The organism is Cellulophaga sp. 20_2_10, from assembly GCF_023476645.1.
Taxonomy (GTDB): domain Bacteria; phylum Bacteroidota; class Bacteroidia; order Flavobacteriales; family Flavobacteriaceae; genus Cellulophaga.
Genome location: NZ_JAMCOJ010000001.1, coordinates 790,875 through 807,084, shown reverse-complemented (window position 1 = coordinate 807,084; position 16,210 = coordinate 790,875). Strand labels below are relative to the sequence as shown.

Sequence of the window (16,210 nt, the reverse complement as noted above, 5' to 3'; positions counted from 1 at the left end):
AAAAAATCCCGTTTCAACTAAGAAACGGGATTTTACTTTATAATTTAAAAAGAGATATTATCCTTTTTGCTCTAAAATCCACTCTCTAGCATTTGTAAATGCTTCTAGCCAAGGCGTAGCTTCGTCCTTACGGTCTGTTGGGTAATTTGCCCAGTTCCATTGGAACGTAGAGCGCTCTATATGTGGCATTGTAACTAAGTGTCTTCCTGTTTTATCACACAACATAGCAGTGTTAAAATCACTACCATTTGGATTTGCAGGATAGCCTTCATACCCATAAGTAGAAACAATATTGTAGTTTTCTTTGGCTTGTGGTAAGCTAAATTTACCTTCACCGTGGCTAATCCAAACACCTAAAGTAGTACCTGCTAAAGTAGATAACATTACAGAGTTGTTTTCTTCTACGGTTACAGATGTAAAGTTACTCTCGTGTTTATGAGAATCGTTATATGTCATTTTTCCGTGTTTCTCGTGCTCAGGGTTAATAAGGTCTAATTCCATAAATAACTGACAACCGTTACAAATACCAATAGACAAGGTGTCTTCTCTTTTAAAGAAGTTGTTTATTACTTTGTTTGCTTTTTCGTTATACTTAATTGCTCCAGCCCAACCTTTTGCACTACCAAGTACATCAGAATTAGAGAAACCACCAACGGCACCTAAAAACTGAATATCCTCTAGATTTTCACGTCCCGATATTAAATCAGTCATATGCACATCTTTTACATCAAAACCAGCTAAGAACATTGCATTTGCCATTTCACGTTCAGAATTACTTCCTTTTTCACGTAAAATTGCTGCTTTTGGTCTTTCTCCATTAATTAAAGGTAATTTACCCGTAAAGTTAGCAGGGAAAGTATATTGTAAAGGCTGATTTTTATAATTATCAAATCTGTCTTTAGCTAAATTATTTGCTGTTTGCTTATTGTCTAATAAGTATGATGTTTTAAACCACGTATCTCTTAAAGAAGTTACGTTTAGGCCCATTTCCATACCGTTATTTTTGATGGTTAGTGTAGCTTCTTCAACCACAGAACCAATTTTAATAGCAGTTACTCCAGCGTTAGCAAATAAAGTTTCTACACTTGCATCTGCTTGAAAAACAACACCAGCATTTTCAGCAAACAATAACTTTATAGTGTCTTCTTCGCCTAAAGCAGATAAGTCTAAGTTTGCACCCAAATTAACATCAGCAAAACACATTTCTAATAAAGTTGTAATTAAACCACCAGAGGCAACATCGTGTCCGGCGTTAATTTTGTCAGCTTTAATAGCGTCTTGTAATGTATTAAATACTGTTTTTACATAAGCAGCATCAGTAACATTTGGAGCGCTATTTCCTATTTTGTTTTGCGTTTGAGCAAAAGAAGAACCACCTAATTTAAAGGTGTCTTTAGATAGGTTTATGTAGTAAATAGCATTGCTGTTTTTTTGTAAAACAGGCTCTACTACTTGGTTAATATTGTTACAGTTTGCAGCAGCAGATATAATAACGGTTCCTGGAGCTATAACTTCTTCATTTTTGTATTTCTGCTTCATAGAAAGCGAATCCTTACCAGTTGGTACGTTAACGCCTAAAGCAATACTAAATTCAGATACAGCTTCTACAGCTTCATACAAGCGTGCATCTTCACCTTCGTTTTTACAAGGCCACATCCAGTTTGCAGATAAAGAAACAGATTTTAATCCGTCTTTTAAAGGAGCCCAAACAATATTAGTTAAAGCTTCTGTAATACTATTTTTACTACCTGCAGCTGGGTCTATTAATCCTGAAATAGGAGAGTGACCAATAGAAGTAGCAATACCTTCTTTACCTTTAAAGTCTAAAGCCATTACACCACAATTGTTAAGTGGCAATTGTAATGGACCAGCACATTGTTGCTTGGCAACACGGCCACCAACACAACGGTCTACTTTATTTGTTAACCAGTCTTTAGAACCTACGGCTTCTAATTGTAAAACTTGCTCTAAGTAATCGTGAAAAAATTCTAAAGAATAATTAGGGTTTTCATAATTACGTGTAACAGTTTTATCTGTTAAGATTGTTTTTGGAGAACTCCCAAACATATCTTCTAGAGCTAAATCCATCGGTTTTTCTCCCGTAGTTTTAGACTCAAATGTAAATCTATGGTTGTTTGTAACTTCGCCAACCTCGTACATTGGAGAGCGCTCACGTTCTGCAATACGCTTTAGTAAGCCCATATCGTCTTTACCAATAACAAGACCCATACGTTCTTGAGATTCGTTGCCAATAATTTCTTTAGCAGATAATGTAGGATCGCCAACAGGCAATTTGTCTAAATCTATATGTCCGCCTGTATCTTCTACAAGTTCAGACAAACAGTTTAAGTGTCCGCCTGCACCGTGATCGTGAATAGAAACAATAGGGTTTTCCTCACTTTCTACCAAACCACGAATAGCATTTGCTGCTCTTTTTTGCATTTCTGGATTAGAACGTTGTACTGCATTTAACTCAATACCAGAAGCAAATTCGCCCGTATCTGCACTAGAAACAGCAGCACCACCCATACCAATACGGTAATTGTCGCCACCAAGAATTACTATTTTGTTACCTTCTTTAGGTTCGTCTTTTAAAGCTTGGTTTTCTTTAGCATATCCAATACCTCCAGCTTGCATAATAACTTTATCAAACCCAAGTTTACGAGCATCTTCTTGATGCTCAAAAGTTAAAACAGAACCAGTAATTAAAGGTTGTCCAAATTTGTTTCCAAAATCTGAAGCCCCGTTAGATGCTTTTATTAAAATATCCATTGGTGATTGGTACAACCATGGACGTTCTTCCATTGCTTTTTCCCAAGGTCTATTTTCTTCTAACCTAGAGTATGATGTCATATACACCGCAGTACCAGCTAAGGGTAAAGAACCTTTTCCGCCAGCAAGTCTGTCTCTAATTTCTCCACCAGAACCAGTTGCAGCACCATTAAATGGCTCTACAGTTGTTGGGAAATTGTGCGTTTCCGCTTTTAATGAAATAACAGAGTTAAATTCTGATTCTTGGTAAAAATCGGGCTTATCTGCTGTTTTTGGAGCAAACTGTGTTACAGTAGGTCCTTTTATAAAAGCAACATTATCTTTATAAGCAGAAACAATAGTACTTGGATTTTCTTGAGAAGTCTTCTTTATTAATTTGAATAAAGAAGATGGTTTTTCTTGACCATCTATTACAAATGTGCCGTTAAATATTTTATGTCTGCAGTGTTCTGAGTTTACTTGGCTAAAACCAAAAACTTCAGAATCTGTTAGTTTTCTTCCTATTTTAGTAGCTACACCTTCTAAATAAGCAATTTCTTCATCGTTTAAAGCCAAACCTTCTTGTTGGTTGTAAGCTGAAATATCTTCAATTGGTAATACAGCTTCAGGAGTGCTATCAATTTTAAAAATATCCTGATTTAATTGTGCGTATTTCTGAGAAATCATTGGGTCAAAATCTTTAGCATCTGCGGTAGAAGCAAAAAATTCTTCAATTCTAAAAATACCTTCTACACCCATATTCTGGGTAATTTCTGTGGCATTTGTACTCCAAGGGGTTATCATAGCTGCTCTTGGGCCAACAAAAAAGGCGTCAAGAGACGCCGCATTTATTTTAGGATTGTTGCCAAAAAGCCAAGTTAACTTGGTAATATCTTCTGGTGTAAGATTGTTTTTGGTTTCTACAGCAAAGATTTTGCTGGAATGGTCTCCGAAAAAGTGAATCATTGTAGCTCTTGTGTTGTTTTGTTTAACAAGCCACAAATTTACACTTTTTAAGTGTATTTTTTTAGAAGAATAGTTAACAGTTTTTAGGGGTGATTGTTAATTTCTTCTTACGCCTATTTTATACGTTTTGGAAGTAGGAAGAAAAGTGTCTAGAATTTATAGTGAGTTTTATGGTGTATACTTTATAATAATAAATATCTAAAATGAAAAAGAGCCTTGTCGGCAAAAACAAGGCTCTTTTTACGAGAACACTATATGAAAATGAAAATTTTTATTATAACTAACTATACCGCTAATATATAACGGAGATGTAGTTTAATAAATTTTATGTTGTCAACTGCTTTAGAATTGTGGTTAGTTAAGAAGCTTTTGTTGTTTTTACTTATTTATCAATGAAAAAAATGAATAAATATTGGTTTTCAATAATTCTCGTACGCTGTAGTAAATCTTCATTTTGGTGAAAAGCGAGTTTTATCAATCTGAAAAAAATAAAACTACTAATTTAAAAATAAAACTACTAATTTAAAAAGGGAGGTTGCGTTTAAAAATAGAAAAGGTTTTAAATGAAAAAGAGTCTTGTCGGCAAAAACAAGACTCTTTTTACGAGAACACTATATGAAAATGAAAAATTTATTCTGACTAATTATACTGCTAATATATAATGAGTGTTTTGATTTTTAAATTTTATGTTGTCAACCTCTAGATAGTTGTTGTTTGTAAAGTAACTTATGTGGTTTTTGCTTTTTTATCAATAAAAAAATGAATAGAAAAACAAAAGGTTTTAAATGAAAAAGAGTCTTGTCGGCAAAAACAAGACTCTTTTTACGAGAACACTATATGAAAATGAAAAATTTATTCTAACTAACTATACCGCTAATATATAATGAGTGTTTTGTTTTTTAAATTTTATGTTGTCAACTGCTAGATACTTGTTGTTAGTAAAGAAACTTATGTTGTTTTAATTTTTTTTAAAAAATAAAGTAGGGTTTTTTAAATGATAGCTGTTATAAGTTGGTATTGCAATGTTGAAGAATGTTGTAATTATTTAAACTAAAAATCCAGATTTTATGAAAAAACTACATTTTTTATTGCCTGCATTTATAATTGCAATGACATTTACTGTGACAGCACAGGAGAAGAAAACTACAGAAAAGGAAAAGTTATCTTATTACCAGCAACGTGCGCAAGAAGATGCTGCTTACGAGCAGTCTACTGAAGTAGTAACAGAAGACGAAGAAGAGTTTTGGGATGAGCAAAAGGCTTATGAAAAAGATTTAAAGAAAAGAGATAGAAAAGCCTATAGAGCGTATATGAAAGGTAAGAGAGATGCTTATGCAGAACACGCTGAGCATTGCAATTCTCATTGTCACCATAGTGATTACTACCATAGTCATACTACGTACTACTATAGTCAAAATAATTACAGAAGAGCACCAAGGCGTTCTAATGTAGTAAGAACTAGCGTTGGTATTGGGGTACCTAGCGTTAGAATTGGATTATAATTGATAATTTATAATTTGTATTTGGGAAAAAAAGTCGGCTGGTTAGAGCCGACTTTTTTGTTTTATAGATGTAGTTGTATATGTACTAAACTTTATTTCTTTTCTAACAAAGCCATATAAAACCCATCAAAACCAGAAGTAGAAGCATATATTTTATCTTCTTTTGCTAAGGTAAAATCTGCACCAGCTTCAGAAGCTAAAAACGCTATAACTTGATCGTTATTTTCTTGTGGTAAAATAGAGCAAGTTGCGTATACCAATTTACCTCCACTTTTAACCATTCTACTATAGCTTTGTAAAATTTCTTGCTGTGTCTTAGTAATTTTCTCTAAAAACTCAGGTTGTAATTTCCACTTGGCATCAGGGTTTCTTCTTAAAACTCCAAGACCAGTACAAGGCGCGTCTATAAGAACACGGTCTGCACTATTGTATAGTTTTTTAATTACTTTGGTAGAGTCTATCGGTCTGGTTTCAATGTTGTGAGCACCATCTCTTTTAGCTCGTCTTTTAAGTTCTTTTAGTTTGTTACCGTAAATATCTAAAGCAATTAAAAGTCCCTTGTTCTCCATTAAAGCGGCAATATGTAGAGCTTTACCACCAGCACCAGCACATGTGTCTATAATACGTTGACCAGGTTTAACATCTAAAAAGTGAGCAACCGTTTGTGAAGACGCATCTTGCATCTCGAACATACCATTTTTAAAAGCTTCAGTTTTAAAAACATTAGCTCTTTCTGTAAGTACTAATGCATCTGGGTACCCTTTGATTGGGTTGGCAATAATATTGTCTTCTAATAATGCTTTTTGTAAGCTTTCTTTAGTTGCTTTTAGCGTATTTACACGTAAAACAACTTGTGCTTGCATATTTAAAGCATTCATCTCTTTAGTCCATTTTTTATCACCTAAAGCTTTTTCTCCTAATTCGTCTATCCAATCTGGAATAGATTCTTTAAACTTTCTAACTTTAGATAATTCATCAAATCTACCTTTAATTCTTCTTGTAGGTGTGTCTTCTAATTGTTTCCAATCTGGCAACTCTATTCCTTTTAAAACAGCCCAGACAGTCCAAATTCTAAATAAATTAGGTCTGCTAAACGGAGCTTTAACCTCTGCTATTTCTGTGTATAGCCTTTTCCAACGTACGATGTCATATGTTGTTTCAGCTATAAAACCACGGTCTCTAGATCCCCAACGTTTATCAAACTTTAAAACTTTTTCTACAACCTTATCTGCATATTCGTCTTCATTAAAAATAAGATTTAGTGCGTCTATAACCGCAAATACTAAGTTTCTATGTAATTTCATTTTTACTTTTTATTTTTTTGATATCTAGATGTTCGCAAAACGCAAACCTATCCTAGAATGTATATAAATTTAATTATTCTTCTATGTAAAATTTCACGGAAGAAAAATTACATTCAATTCGTTTAAAAAAATATGGCTGCAAAGGTATTGTTTTAGAAAGGAATACACTTATTTTTGATGAATTATATGTATGTTAATAGCTATTTAAAGGTGTTCTTGCGTATTTAAATAAAGAAGTACGCTCTTTTAAAGCTGTAATTGAATACATAAAATTAGATAAAAAATGAAGAAAGTAGTATTTGTATTGTGTGCATTGGCACTTTTTGCTTGTGAAGATAAGAAAGAGGTAAAGTCGTTTTCGGCTGTTACTGTTAAAGATATTTATACAGAAAAAGTGAGCATTAGAGCTATAGATGTTTTAGATGGTAGTCTGGGTTTTGCAGGTAGCAATGGTATTTTTGGTTCTGTAGATTTAAAAACAGATAAAGTTTTAACTAACATACAAAAGTATGATACTATTTTACCTGAGTTTAGAGCTACGGCACATACAGCAACAGATTTTTTTATGTTATCTGTTACTAACCCTGCATTGCTATATAAAACCGGTGAAAACGGCCAAATGGAGTTGGTTTATACAGAAAAAGGTGACGGTGTTTTTTACGACGCCATTAAGTTTTGGAATAATTTAGAAGGTATTGCTGTTGGCGATAGCGTAGATGGTTGTTTATCTGTTATTATTACTAGAGATGCTGGTGCTACTTGGAATAAGGTTGCTTGTACTAGTTTACCAGAAGGTATTGCCGGTGAAGGTGCTTTTGCTGCTAGTAATACCAATATTGCTATTGTAGGTAATAAAACGTGGATAGCAAGTACTAAAGGACGTATGTATTTTTCTGATGATAAAGGAGCCAATTGGCAAACATATACGGTTCCTATGGATGGATTAGGGGAAACACACGGTATATTCTCTATAGATTTTTATGATGAAAATTTAGGTTTTGCTATTGGTGGCGATTTTACTAAACCAGAAAAAAATATAAGAAACAAGGCTATTACTTTAGATGGAGGTAAAACTTGGAATCTAGTAGCAGATGGTAAAGAGCCAGATTATAAAAGTTGTGTGCAGTTTGTACCAGGAAGAAAAGGTAACGAGTTGGTTGCTGTGGGTTTTACTGGGATATCTTATTCTAAGGATAAAGGACAAACTTGGAAAGAATTATCTAGCGAAAGTTTTTATACAATTAGATTTGTAAACGATACTATTGCTTATGCTGCAGGTAAAGACCGAATAGCTAAATTGGTATTTAACTAAAAAGAAAAAGGAAAGCTTATTGCTTTCCTTTTTGATGTTTATCTCTATACTCACGTATTAGTTGCCTTTTAAATTCTTCCTCTACACGTGCAAGCTTGTATGTTTTTCTATAGCTTAATACTTTGCTTATTTTTGCGTAGTATGCTTTTGTAATATCAACTTTCTCTTTCTCAAATTCTAAATATGTATCTAGTAGGTGTTTAGAATCTTTTTCTGATAAATTATTGTAATCGTATTTTTTCTTTAAATCTCTTCTACCTTCATATAATTTATGCAGATCTGTTTCAAAATCATCATAAATAGGCCAAAAACCTTTAGCTTCATTACTAGACAATTCTAGTTTTTCTGTAAAGTAGGCTACTTTTAAGGATTTAATTTTTTCCCAGTCATTTTTTTGACCGTAAAAAACTGTAGTTCCTATAAAGAAGACTAAAACAGTTATTAGGTTACGGGTATTGTTCTTCATCATCTTCTAAATATATATCTTGTATGTCTATACTATTGTTAGACTCCAAGTAATTCATAATTTCATCTTCATTAAAATTGCGCTCTACAACATCTGAAATATTAATGTCATCTACAGGTAATATCTGTGCCAAGTCGTACGTAGAGAATTCTATATCATTTTCATTAAAATAGCTCTCTATGTCAGATGCAGCTATGTCGTTAAATGTGATACTTGTAGAACTTGAGTTGTTAAATACTACGGCTGCAATTAAAATAGCAATTGCAGCAGCAATACTAGAGGTTGCATATAGCTTCTTTTTAAAAGAATGTAGCTTAACAACCTTAGGTTCTTTTTGGTTTAGTTTGGTTTGAATTTTGGTATGCAGTGTATTAAAATAGTCGTCAGGTATGGTGAAGCCTTCGGTTTTTGGAATAGCAGTATCCTGAGCAATAGAATTGTTCAGTTTAGCCGAGAGATTATCTAAATAAGACTCCGGCATTTTAAATCCGCTATTTTTTGGTAGACTTTTCATACTTATAATTTGACTGTCAATACTCTAAATGGTTTAATTGCTTTTTAAATAATTTTCAATTTTTTTTGCTGCTTGATGGTAAGAAGCCTTTAAACCACCAACGGAAGTGCCTAGTATCTCTGATATTTCTTCGTATTTTAATTCGTCAAAATATTTCATATTAAACACTAATTTTTGCTTTTCTGGCAGTATGCTAATTGCTTTTTGTAGTTTTAATTGGATTTCATCACCTTCAAAATAAACATCAGACTGCAAGTTGTTTAACAATAAATCTTGTAGTTCCTCGCTAGTAACGCCAAGCATTTTAGATTTTGTTTTTAAAAAGGATAAGGACTCATTGGTAGCAATACGATATATCCAAGAGAATAATTTGCTATCACCTTTAAACTTATCTATGTTTCTAAATACTTTAATAAATGTATTTTGGAGCACATCATCAGCGTCATCGTGGTTTAGTACAATTTTACGAATATGCCAATAAAGTCTTTCTTTATAGGTATCAACTAGCACCTCAAAAGCCTTGGCCTGAGAGGTTTTTTCTTTAAGTTGATGTACTAAAGCTTCTTCGGTCATCAAAAACTGTACTTGTTTAATTATTTGACTTAATTAAAATAAAAAGGTTTAAAACTAAACGTCAAAAGATTGCATGTCTACTAGTTTCTTGTAGACACTATTATTACTAATTAATTCTGTATGAGATCCTTGCTCTACAATTTCTCCTTTCTGTAAAACTACAATTATATCTGCGCTTTGTATCGTAGATAATCTATGAGCAATAACAATGGAGGTTCTATTTTGCATCATCTTTTCTAATGCATCTTGTACCAAACGCTCGCTTTCTGTATCTAAAGCAGAGGTAGCCTCGTCTAAAATCATTATTGGAGGGTTTTTAAGAACAGCACGCGCAATAGACAATCGTTGTTTTTGACCTCCACTTAATTTATTACCACTGTCGCCAATATTAGTTTCGTAGCCATTTGGTTGCTCCATAATAAAGTCGTGGGCGTTTGCAATTTTTGCGGCTTCAATAATTTCTTCTTCAGTGGCGTTAATTTTACCTAAAGCAATGTTATTTTTTATACTGTCGTTAAACAAAATAGAATCTTGTGTAACTAACCCCATTAAATTTCTAAGCGACTTTTTAGTAAGGTCTTTTATGTTGTCTCCATCAATAGTTATTTCACCTTCGTTAACATCGTAAAAACGAGTAACCAGGTTTGCAATGGTACTTTTTCCACTACCTGATTGTCCAACAAGAGCAACTGTTTTTCCTTTGTTTACAGTTAGATTAAAGTTTTTAAGTACATAATCATCATTATATTTAAAAGAGATGTTTTTTAAAGTAATATTACTTTTAAATTCTTCTTTAACAATTGCGTTTTCTTTTTCTGCGATAGGGTTTTTAGTTTCTAATATTTCTATAACACGTTCTGCGGCAGCATTTCCTTTTTTAACCCCATAAGATGCTTTACTCATTGCTTTAGCAGGAGTTAGTATTTGGTAGGCAAGGCCCATATATGTTATAAATAAACCGGCTTCTAGCGTTTTTTCAACCAGGACCATTCGTCCACCATACCAAAGTAAAATACCAATTACACCAATGCCTAAAAATTCACTAGCAGGCGATGCAAGATTTTGTCTGTTTAATAAGCTATTAGAAAATCTAAAAAATCTGTTGGTTGATTTTTGAAATGTTCCTGCAAAAGTTTTTTCTGCATTAAAGGCTTTTATAACGCGTAAACCGCCTAAGGTTTCTTCTAAAATTGATAAAAATGTACCTTGTTCTTGCTGTACTTTATCAGATTTCTTTTTTAATGACTTTCCTATTAATGAGATTAAAAATCCAGAAATAGGTAGAAAAATAAATACAAATAAGGTTAATTGCGGACTAAAAGTAAGCATTGCTGCAATTGTAAATATAATAGTAAGTGGTTCTCTAACTATTAACTCTAATACAGATAAAAACGAATGTTGAATCTCTAAAACATCAGAAGTGATACGTGCAATAGTATCTCCTTTTCTTTTTTCTGAATAGTAAGATATTGGTAGTTCTACAGTTTTATCATACAAAGCATTTCTTAAATCTTTTAGAACACCGTTTCTTAAAAATGTAATAAAATACATTGCTAAGTAACCAAATACATTTTTTAAGAAAAACATACCTATAACCAGCCCAACCATTAGCATAAGGGCATCTCCTTGGTTACCGTCACCAACATTTTCAGTAATAAAAAAGTTTAAGTAATCTATGGTATAATCCTTCATTTCTGTAATTCCACTCCATTCTGGAGCTACAGTAACCGCTTCTGTGTCTCCAAAAAGTACAGCAAGCATTGGAAATAAAGATACCATTGCTAGCGTGCTAAATAGCGCATAAAAGATATTGGAAATTATATTTAGTATTGCATACTTTCTGTAAGGCTTTGCAAAAACTAATATTTTTTTAAAGTAATTCATTAATTTAAATTCAGTTCTTTTAGAATTCTGTTTATTTTTTCTTCTAACTCGATGTTTTTAGCTGTAAAATCTTCAGCTTTTTCTAAGGTGGTATTCACACTAAAATAAAATTTTATTTTAGGCTCTGTGCCACTTGGTCTTGCAGCCATTTTTGTGCCGTCTTCTGCAATGTAAATTAATACATTAGACTTAGGAATGGTAATTTCTTTTTCTTCTCCAGTGATTATATTTTTAGCTGTAGATGTATTGTAATCTTCTATCCATGCTACTTTAGAGCCATCTATGGTTGTTACAGGATTGTTTTTAAAATCGACCATCATTTGCTTAATCTCCTCTGCTCCAGTAGCTCCTTTTTTAGTTAAAGAAACTAATTTTTCTTTGTAAAAACCACAGTCTACGTAGGTGTCTATTAAATCTTTGTAAAAAGAACTTCCGTTTGCTTTAGCATTTGCTCCAATTTCGCAAGCCAATAGGGTAGAGGTAACCGCATCTTTATCGCGTACAAAATCGCCCACCATAAAACCAAAACTTTCTTCGCCACCACCTACAAAGTATTGGTTAGGTGCGTCTTTAATCATTTTAGCTATCCATTTAAAACCAGTTAAAGCAGTTTTACATTCTACATTGTAAAGATCTGCTAACTTATTCATCATAGGCGTAGATACAATGGTAGAGCCTATAAACTCATTTCCTGTAAATCCTTTTTGTTTGCGTTGTTCTAGAAGGAACTTGGTCATTAAAACCATTGTCTGGTTGCCGTTTAGCAACTCTAATTTTCCTTCCAAATTACGAACAGCAACACCTAGCCTGTCACAATCTGGATCTGTGCCAATAACAATATCTGCTCCAATTTCCTCGGCTTTTTTAATCGCCATAGAAAGTGCTTCTGGCTCTTCTGGGTTAGGCGAAACAACTGTTGGGAAATCACCGTCAGGTTTTGCTTGCTCTTCTATTATAGTTACATTTTTATAGCCAGCACGTTTTAAAACTTCTGGAACAGCGGTTATAGAAGTACCGTGTAATGAAGTGAAAACAATTTTAAAATCGTCTTTACCTTTAGCATTAAAACTACCATTTTTTACCGAAGCACTTAAGAAGGCTTCATCTACTTCTGTATCTATTAATTCAATTTTAGCTTCATCAGCATTAAAATTCACCTCACTAAAATCTAGTTTATTTATTTCTGATATAATCTCTTTGTCTTGTGGTGGTACAATTTGTCCGCCATCTGTCCAGTATACCTTATAGCCATTGTATTCTGGTGGATTATGAGATGCTGTAAGTACAATACCAACATGGCAATTTAAATGTTTAACTGAAAATGATAAAGCAGGTGTTGTTCTTAAATCTGAAAATAAATAAACTTTAATACCATTAGCAGAAAAAACGTCTGCAACAGTTTTGGCTAGTGTGTCACTATTGTGCCTACAGTCGTAAGCAATAACAACTTTTAATTCTTCATTAGGATATACCTTTTTTAAGTAGTTACTAATTCCTTGAGTATTTTTACCTAGCGTATATTTATTAATACGGTTGGTGCCAACGCCCATAATACCGCGCATACCACCAGTGCCAAACTCTAAGTTTTTGTAAAAACTATCGTTTAATTCTTCTGGTTTGTTTTGTATTAAATCTGCTACTTTAGATGTTGTATTTGTATCAAAAGTAGCTGTAAGCCAAGTTTTTGCAGATTCTAAAATTGAACTCATTTTTAATGGTTTTTTAAGTGGTAAAATATATTTTAGTTGATATTTAGCTCTTCAGAGATAGAATATCTTGTTTCATTTTTTTTAGAACGGACAATAATTTCTCCTATAAAGCCTGCTAAAAATAACTGACTACCCATAACCATAGCGGTTAAGGCAATGTAGAATTGTGGTCTTTCTGTAATTAACCGTCCAAATTTATTAAGAAAAAGTTTATCTATTCCTAAATACAAGGCAAATCCAAGACCTATAATAAACATCATAGCTCCTAAGGCCCCAAAAAGATGCATTGGTCTTTTTCCAAATTTAGATAAAAACCAGATTGTAATTAGATCTAAAAATCCATTTACAAAACGCTCCATTCCAAATTTAGTGCTTCCGTATTTGCGTGCTTGGTGTTGCACCACTTTTTCATCAATCTTTGTAAAACCTGCATTTTTTGCCAGTACAGGTATGTAACGGTGCATTTCTCCAGAAACTTCAATATTTTTAACAACATCTTTTCTGTATGCTTTTAATCCGCAGTTAAAATCATGTAGTTTAACACCAGATGTTTGTTGCGCAGCCCAATTAAATAATTTAGAAGGTAAGTTTTTAGCAATAACAGAGTCGTAACGCTTCTTTTTCCAGCCAGAAATAAGATCAAATCCGTCTTTTATAATAAGGTTATAAAGTTCAGGAATTTCCTCTGGGTTGTCTTGTAGATCCGCATCCATAGTAATAACAACATCGCCTTGTACAGCTTTAAACCCTGCGTGTAAGGCTTGCGACTTACCAAAGTTGCGTTGAAAACGAATACCTTTTACATTTGGATTTACTGCAGATAACTCGGTTATAACGCTCCAAGAATTATCTGTGCTGCCATCGTCTATAAAAAGTATTTCATATAAAAAATGATTGGATTGCATTACGGATACAATCCAATCATGTAGTTCTTTTAATGATTCTTCCTCGTTTAAAAGGGGAATAACAATAGATAAGTTCATAAGGTACTCTTGAAAATATATTCAAAAGTACAAATTCCTAAATAGTTTCTTGCTTTTTTATTAGTAATGCAGGAATTAAAGAAAGAATAAAGCCCATTATAATGCTATATAATAATCCAAATAAGATTTGCATTGTTGGTGTTTGAAATGGTTTGGTCATCTCTATATTTGCTTCTATTTGTTCTATAGTTAAGCCAGACTCTAAAAGCATAGCTTTTTGATATTCGGTAGCTTTAGTCATAAAGTCGGGGTCTATTACACCTACAAGTATTTGGTTAAATATTATACCTATAATACCACCAACTAAACTAACACCTACTCCTATTTTTAAAGCCTGACCAACAGAAATAAAACCTCCGTTTGCTTTTTTAAATTGAAACATACCTATTAAGATAAAAGCTAAGGTCAATAACATAGACACAACAAATACCATTGCGCCACCTTGGTAATGCATATCTAAAGAGAATAACATTAATCCAAACACCACGCTAATACCTCCTAACATTAATCCGTAGTTTAATGCGTACTTTCCAGTTTTTGGTAAATTTTCTTCCATTTTCATATTATTTTAGGTTGTTACTTAGTTAGTAATCTTTTTTGTAAATTTGTTACAGTACAAACTATGTTATTTTTTTTATCTTTTTTTTTAGATAAACATTGTGGTTTTCATAAAAATGCGTATTTTTGCACCGCTAAATTTATTTAGAAGAATTAAAGTTTTTAAAAAATGAGAAAAGGTATACACCCAGAGAATTATAGATTAGTAGCGTTTAAAGATATGTCTAACGAAGAGGTATTTTTAACTAAATCTACAGCAAATACAAAAGAAACACTAGAAGTAGAAGGTGTTGAGTATCCATTAATAAAATTGGAAATCTCTAGAACATCTCACCCGTTTTATACAGGTAAAGCTAAGTTAGTAGATACTGCTGGACGTATTGACAAGTTCAAAAACAAATACAAGAAATTTACGAAGTAATAATTTCTTTACAATATATTTAAAAAGTCACTTTTCAATTTATTTTGAAATGTGACTTTTTTTAGTTTTTAATTAAAAAGTTTTAATCTTATGAATTATATTTTATTTGATGGTAGCGCAAGAACAGCATTATTACCCTTCACTTTTACTAGGCCTGTTGCAGAGATTAGAGTAGGTATACTTACCATTCGTGAGAAGTGGGAAATGCATCTTGGAAGTACTACAAGTACAATTACAGAAGATTATTTAAGTGAAAAACACCCTATGGTGGAGTTAGAAGAGAATGTAATGATTAATGCATCTTACCTTCCTAATGCTACTTTGGTTGCTTTAATTGAAGATTTAAAAGAGAATCAGGTCATCTATCACAACGATAATATTGTTGCCTTTTTTGCTAAAGAGGCTCAAGATGAAATAGATTTTGATACTTACCAAGTACTAGATTTTAAAGGAGACGTACTAACAATAGAACAAACTTGGGATATTTTTTCTAAGAATGAAGAAGCATTGCAAGAAGATTTTGATCTTGTTACTGCCGGAAGAACTAGTATGCCTATTTCTAAAACCAATACTGTAATTAACCCAGAAAACATTTTTATAGAAGAAGGTGCTATTGTAGAGCATTGTATTCTTAATGCTACAAAAGGTCCTATTTATGTTGGTAGGGATGCAGAAATTTGGGAAGGTGCAATGATACGTGGTGGTTTGGCACTATGTAACAATGCGGTAATAAAAATGGGAGCAAAAATATACGGAGCTACAACTATTGGTCCTTATGGTAAAGTTTGTGGTGAAGTAAGTAATTCGGTTATTTTTGGGTATTCTAGTAAAGGTCATGAAGGTTATTTAGGAAATTCTGTTTTAGGAGAGTGGTGTAACATAGGTGCAGACTCTAACAACTCTAACCTAAAGAACAATTATGCTAAAGTTAAGTTATGGAGTTATGAAACCGAAAAATTTGAGCAAACAGGACTACAATTCTGTGGCTTAATGATGGGTGATCATAGTAAAAGTGCTATAAATACAATGTTTAACACAGGTACGGTAGTAGGTGTAAACGTTAATATTTACGTACCAGGCTTTCCAAGAAATTTTGTACCTAGTTTTAGTTGGGGTGGAGCTTCTGGTTTTACAACCTATGGCACTAAAAAAGCTTTTGAGACAGCAAAAGTTATGATGGAAAGACGTAATATAGAATTTACGGAACAAGATGCAGCAATTTTGACCCACGTTTTTGAAGAAACAAAAAAGTGGAGAAAAGATTAAA

General features: G+C 32.8%; 13 protein-coding genes. 4 read left to right on the top strand and 9 right to left on the bottom strand.

The genetic code is table 11. The annotated features are described in order from the left end of the window. Positions 1-57 precede the first annotated feature (57 nt). Complete coding sequence (purL, locus tag M4I21_RS03550) at positions 58-3,717, bottom strand: phosphoribosylformylglycinamidine synthase (protein ID WP_249557651.1); 3,660 nt, start codon at positions 3,715-3,717, stop codon at positions 58-60. Positions 3,718-4,784: 1,067 nt separating this feature from the next. Between purL and M4I21_RS03545 the strand changes: the two genes are divergently transcribed. Continuing rightward, positions 4,785-5,219, top strand: coding sequence for a hypothetical protein (locus M4I21_RS03545; protein ID WP_249557650.1), 435 nt, complete (start codon positions 4,785-4,787; stop codon positions 5,217-5,219). A 92-nt stretch (positions 5,220-5,311) separates the two neighbouring features. Here the strand turns inward: M4I21_RS03545 and M4I21_RS03540 are convergent, their stop codons facing one another. Beyond that, positions 5,312-6,523 carry an RsmB/NOP family class I SAM-dependent RNA methyltransferase gene (locus M4I21_RS03540; RefSeq protein WP_249557649.1) on the bottom strand — a complete coding sequence of 404 codons (1,212 nt, stop codon included), beginning with the start codon at positions 6,521-6,523 and terminating at the stop codon, positions 5,312-5,314. Positions 6,524-6,806: 283 nt separating this feature from the next. Here M4I21_RS03540 and M4I21_RS03535 point away from each other — a divergent pair, with 283 nt between their 5' ends. Continuing rightward, positions 6,807-7,835, top strand: coding sequence for a WD40/YVTN/BNR-like repeat-containing protein (locus M4I21_RS03535; protein WP_249557648.1), 1,029 nt, complete (start codon positions 6,807-6,809; stop codon positions 7,833-7,835). A 16-nt stretch (positions 7,836-7,851) separates the two neighbouring features. Here M4I21_RS03535 and M4I21_RS03530 read toward each other — a convergent pair whose 3' ends face one another. Genes M4I21_RS03530 through M4I21_RS03500 form a run of 7 tightly spaced genes read right to left on the bottom strand, consistent with a single transcriptional unit; the run spans position 7,852 to position 14,520 of the window. After that, positions 7,852-8,304 carry a hypothetical protein gene (locus M4I21_RS03530; protein ID WP_249557647.1) on the bottom strand — a complete coding sequence of 151 codons (453 nt, stop codon included), beginning with the start codon at positions 8,302-8,304 and terminating at the stop codon, positions 7,852-7,854. Next, positions 8,282-8,815, bottom strand: coding sequence for a hypothetical protein (locus M4I21_RS03525; RefSeq protein ID WP_249557646.1), 534 nt, complete (start codon positions 8,813-8,815; stop codon positions 8,282-8,284). Before M4I21_RS03525 ends, M4I21_RS03530 begins: the two co-directional genes overlap by 23 nt. A 33-nt stretch (positions 8,816-8,848) precedes the next feature. Beyond that, positions 8,849-9,388: an RNA polymerase sigma factor gene (locus M4I21_RS03520; RefSeq protein ID WP_249557645.1), complete on the bottom strand. Its 540-nt coding sequence runs from the start codon at positions 9,386-9,388 to the stop codon at positions 8,849-8,851. A gap of 54 nt (positions 9,389-9,442) precedes the next feature. Next, positions 9,443-11,272 (bottom strand): ABC transporter ATP-binding protein, encoded by a 1,830-nt coding sequence (locus tag M4I21_RS03515; RefSeq protein WP_249557644.1) that lies wholly within the window; start codon positions 11,270-11,272, stop codon positions 9,443-9,445. After that, a complete protein-coding gene (locus M4I21_RS03510) occupies positions 11,272-12,981 on the bottom strand; it encodes a phospho-sugar mutase (RefSeq protein WP_249557643.1) in 1,710 nt (569 codons plus the stop codon). The genes M4I21_RS03515 and M4I21_RS03510 overlap by 1 nt, the downstream gene beginning before the upstream one ends. 32 nt (positions 12,982-13,013) lie before the next feature. After that, complete coding sequence (locus M4I21_RS03505; protein ID WP_249557642.1) at positions 13,014-13,964, bottom strand: glycosyltransferase family 2 protein; 951 nt, start codon at positions 13,962-13,964, stop codon at positions 13,014-13,016. A 37-nt stretch (positions 13,965-14,001) separates the two neighbouring features. Further along, on the bottom strand, positions 14,002-14,520 hold the full coding sequence (locus tag M4I21_RS03500; protein WP_249557641.1) for a DUF4199 domain-containing protein: 519 nt from the start codon (positions 14,518-14,520) through the stop codon (positions 14,002-14,004). Between the two features lie 171 nt (positions 14,521-14,691). Between M4I21_RS03500 and M4I21_RS03495 the strand changes: the two genes are divergently transcribed. After that, a complete protein-coding gene (locus tag M4I21_RS03495) occupies positions 14,692-14,943 on the top strand; it encodes a type B 50S ribosomal protein L31 (protein ID WP_249557640.1) in 252 nt (83 codons plus the stop codon). A 90-nt stretch (positions 14,944-15,033) separates the two neighbouring features. Beyond that, positions 15,034-16,209: a GlmU family protein gene (locus M4I21_RS03490; RefSeq protein WP_249557639.1), complete on the top strand. Its 1,176-nt coding sequence runs from the start codon at positions 15,034-15,036 to the stop codon at positions 16,207-16,209. Position 16,210 lies beyond the last annotated feature (1 nt).

Bases quoted from the DNA above. Each gene is read 5' to 3' on its own strand.
- purL (WP_249557651.1), bottom strand. From the start codon at position 3,717: ATGATTCACTTTTTCGGAGACCATTCCAGCAAAATCTTTGCTGTAGAA.
- M4I21_RS03545 (WP_249557650.1), top strand. From the start codon at position 4,785: ATGAAAAAACTACATTTTTTATTGCCTGCATTTATAATTGCAATGACA.
- M4I21_RS03540 (WP_249557649.1), bottom strand. From the start codon at position 6,523: ATGAAATTACATAGAAACTTAGTATTTGCGGTTATAGACGCACTAAAT.
- M4I21_RS03535 (WP_249557648.1), top strand. From the start codon at position 6,807: ATGAAGAAAGTAGTATTTGTATTGTGTGCATTGGCACTTTTTGCTTGT.
- M4I21_RS03530 (WP_249557647.1), bottom strand. From the start codon at position 8,304: ATGATGAAGAACAATACCCGTAACCTAATAACTGTTTTAGTCTTCTTT.
- M4I21_RS03525 (WP_249557646.1), bottom strand. From the start codon at position 8,815: ATGAAAAGTCTACCAAAAAATAGCGGATTTAAAATGCCGGAGTCTTAT.
- M4I21_RS03520 (WP_249557645.1), bottom strand. From the start codon at position 9,388: ATGACCGAAGAAGCTTTAGTACATCAACTTAAAGAAAAAACCTCTCAG.
- M4I21_RS03515 (WP_249557644.1), bottom strand. From the start codon at position 11,272: ATGAATTACTTTAAAAAAATATTAGTTTTTGCAAAGCCTTACAGAAAG.
- M4I21_RS03510 (WP_249557643.1), bottom strand. From the start codon at position 12,981: ATGAGTTCAATTTTAGAATCTGCAAAAACTTGGCTTACAGCTACTTTT.
- M4I21_RS03505 (WP_249557642.1), bottom strand. From the start codon at position 13,964: ATGAACTTATCTATTGTTATTCCCCTTTTAAACGAGGAAGAATCATTA.
- M4I21_RS03500 (WP_249557641.1), bottom strand. From the start codon at position 14,520: ATGGAAGAAAATTTACCAAAAACTGGAAAGTACGCATTAAACTACGGA.
- M4I21_RS03495 (WP_249557640.1), top strand. From the start codon at position 14,692: ATGAGAAAAGGTATACACCCAGAGAATTATAGATTAGTAGCGTTTAAA.
- M4I21_RS03490 (WP_249557639.1), top strand. From the start codon at position 15,034: ATGAATTATATTTTATTTGATGGTAGCGCAAGAACAGCATTATTACCC.